This window comes from Oscillibacter valericigenes (assembly GCF_016902445.1).
Taxonomy (GTDB): domain Bacteria; phylum Bacillota; class Clostridia; order Oscillospirales; family Oscillospiraceae; genus Oscillibacter; species Oscillibacter avistercoris.
Genome location: NZ_JACSNX010000054.1, coordinates 1 through 1,823, shown reverse-complemented (window position 1 = coordinate 1,823; position 1,823 = coordinate 1). Strand labels below are relative to the sequence as shown.

The following is a 1,823-nucleotide window of genomic DNA, read 5'->3' as shown; positions in this document are numbered from 1 at the left end:
AGGTTGATCAGGCTGTTCTTCCAGCAGCGCATGGGCACATAGTCCACACCGTCCTGCTTGGAGTAGGCCGGGGTCTCACGGTCGTCCGGACCGAAGACCTTCTCGCAGAACTTGCCGTACAGCGCCGCGCCGACGAACAAGATCACGAGGCCGATCAGGAAAGTTGCCATATAGAAACACACACTCCTTTTTGCCCAGTGGCCTGGGCTGATTCTGGCTTTATCATAGCACTGTAGAAAGAAGTTGTAAACAATTTATTCATAATTATAAAGATTTTGTTAATAACGTAAAGAAATGAGTGAAAAATTCGTTTAACCTATTCAACATAGTTCACGAAAAATTTGGAGGAAGAAGGCTGGAGGGCAGAAAAACAGCCCGCCGCAAACCGCGGCGGGCTGTTTTTCAATATTGGGGCTTGATGATCGGAAGGGATCAGGCCTTTCTCAGGCGGGACACACGCTTGCTGCCGTACCAGAGGATGACGGCCACATAAGCCACGGCGGCGCACACGCCGATCACGTAGGCGGGTGTCCAGGGGATATGGAAGCCGATCTCGGCGTTGGCAATGAAGGTCGTGCAGATGAAGGTGTAGAAGGCACCGGGGATCAGCGGCATCCACACGAACTGCTTCTTGCCGTTCTCGAACATCCACACGGAGATGGCCAGGAAGGCAAACAGGGACAGCGTCTGGTTGGACCAGGCGAAGTAACGCCACAGGATGTTGAAGCCCTCGCTGTTGAACTTGGCCCACACGATGATGGCAGCCACCAGCACGAACACGGGAGCGGCCAGAGAGAGGCGCTTGGCGTTGGAGGACTGATCCAGCTTGAAGGACTCAGACAGCGTCAGGCGCAGGGCGCGCAGAGCGGTATCGCCGGAGGTGACGGGCAGAACGATGACGCCCAGCAGAGCGATGATGCCGCCCACAGGGCCCAGGATGTCCTTGCAGACCACGCCGATGGTACCGGTAGCCAGAGAGGCATTGGCCTCCTGCAGGCCCAGGTTGTAGACGCCCATGGCGCCGGCAGCCCAAACCATGGCGATGAAGCCCTCCAGCACCATCATCCAATAGAAGGTGGTGCGGCCCTGCCGCTCGCTCTTCATGGTGCGGGTGATGATGGCGGTCTGGGTGGAGTGGAAGCCGGACAGAATGCCGCAGGCCACGGTCACGAAGAACACGGGGAAGAAGTGGCCGCCGGCAAAATAAGCACCATAGTCAAAATACTCGCTGGTCCAGGAATCCCACAGGTTCAGCAGGGGATAGTTGTGAGCGAAGATACCGATGAACACGCCGACGGCGGAGAACATCAGAATGGCGCCGAAGATGGGATAGATCCGGCCGATGATGGCGTCGATGGGGAATACGGTGGCGACCAGGTAATACAGGAAGATGACACCGTAGATGACCCAGGTGGACACGGAGGTGGGCAGGCCGTCGAAGCCGAAGACCTGGGTGGCGGCAATGTCGCCGGGGGTGTAGACGAACACGGCGCCCACCAGCAGCAGCAGCACGCACACGAAGATGTTGTAGATGGTGAAGATGCCCTTGTTGGAGTACTTGCGGATCATGTTGGACATCTGGGAACCGCCGTCACGCAGGCAGATCATGCCGCAGAAATAGTCGTGCATGGCGCCGCCGATGACGTTGCCGATGGGGATGGTGATGAATGCGATGGGCCCGAACAGGATGCCCTGGATGGGTCCGAGGATGGGGCCGGTGCCTGCGATGTTCAGCAGGTTGATCAGGCTGTTCTTCCAGCAGCGCATGGGCACATAGTCCACACCGTCCTGCTTGGAGTAGGCCGGGGTCTCACGGTCGTCCG

2 protein-coding genes are annotated in these 1,823 nt (G+C 57.9%); both read right to left on the bottom strand.

Features of this window, described 5'->3' with window-relative positions; translation table 11 throughout:
• Positions 1-170 (bottom strand): carbon starvation CstA family protein (locus H9X91_RS13990; protein ID WP_275552546.1); only part of this gene is annotated, 170 nt, incomplete at its 3' end.
• A 262-nt stretch (positions 171-432) separates the two neighbouring features.
• On the bottom strand, positions 433-1,823 hold a 1,391-nt coding region (locus tag H9X91_RS13985; RefSeq protein WP_204805872.1), incomplete at its 5' end, for a carbon starvation CstA family protein.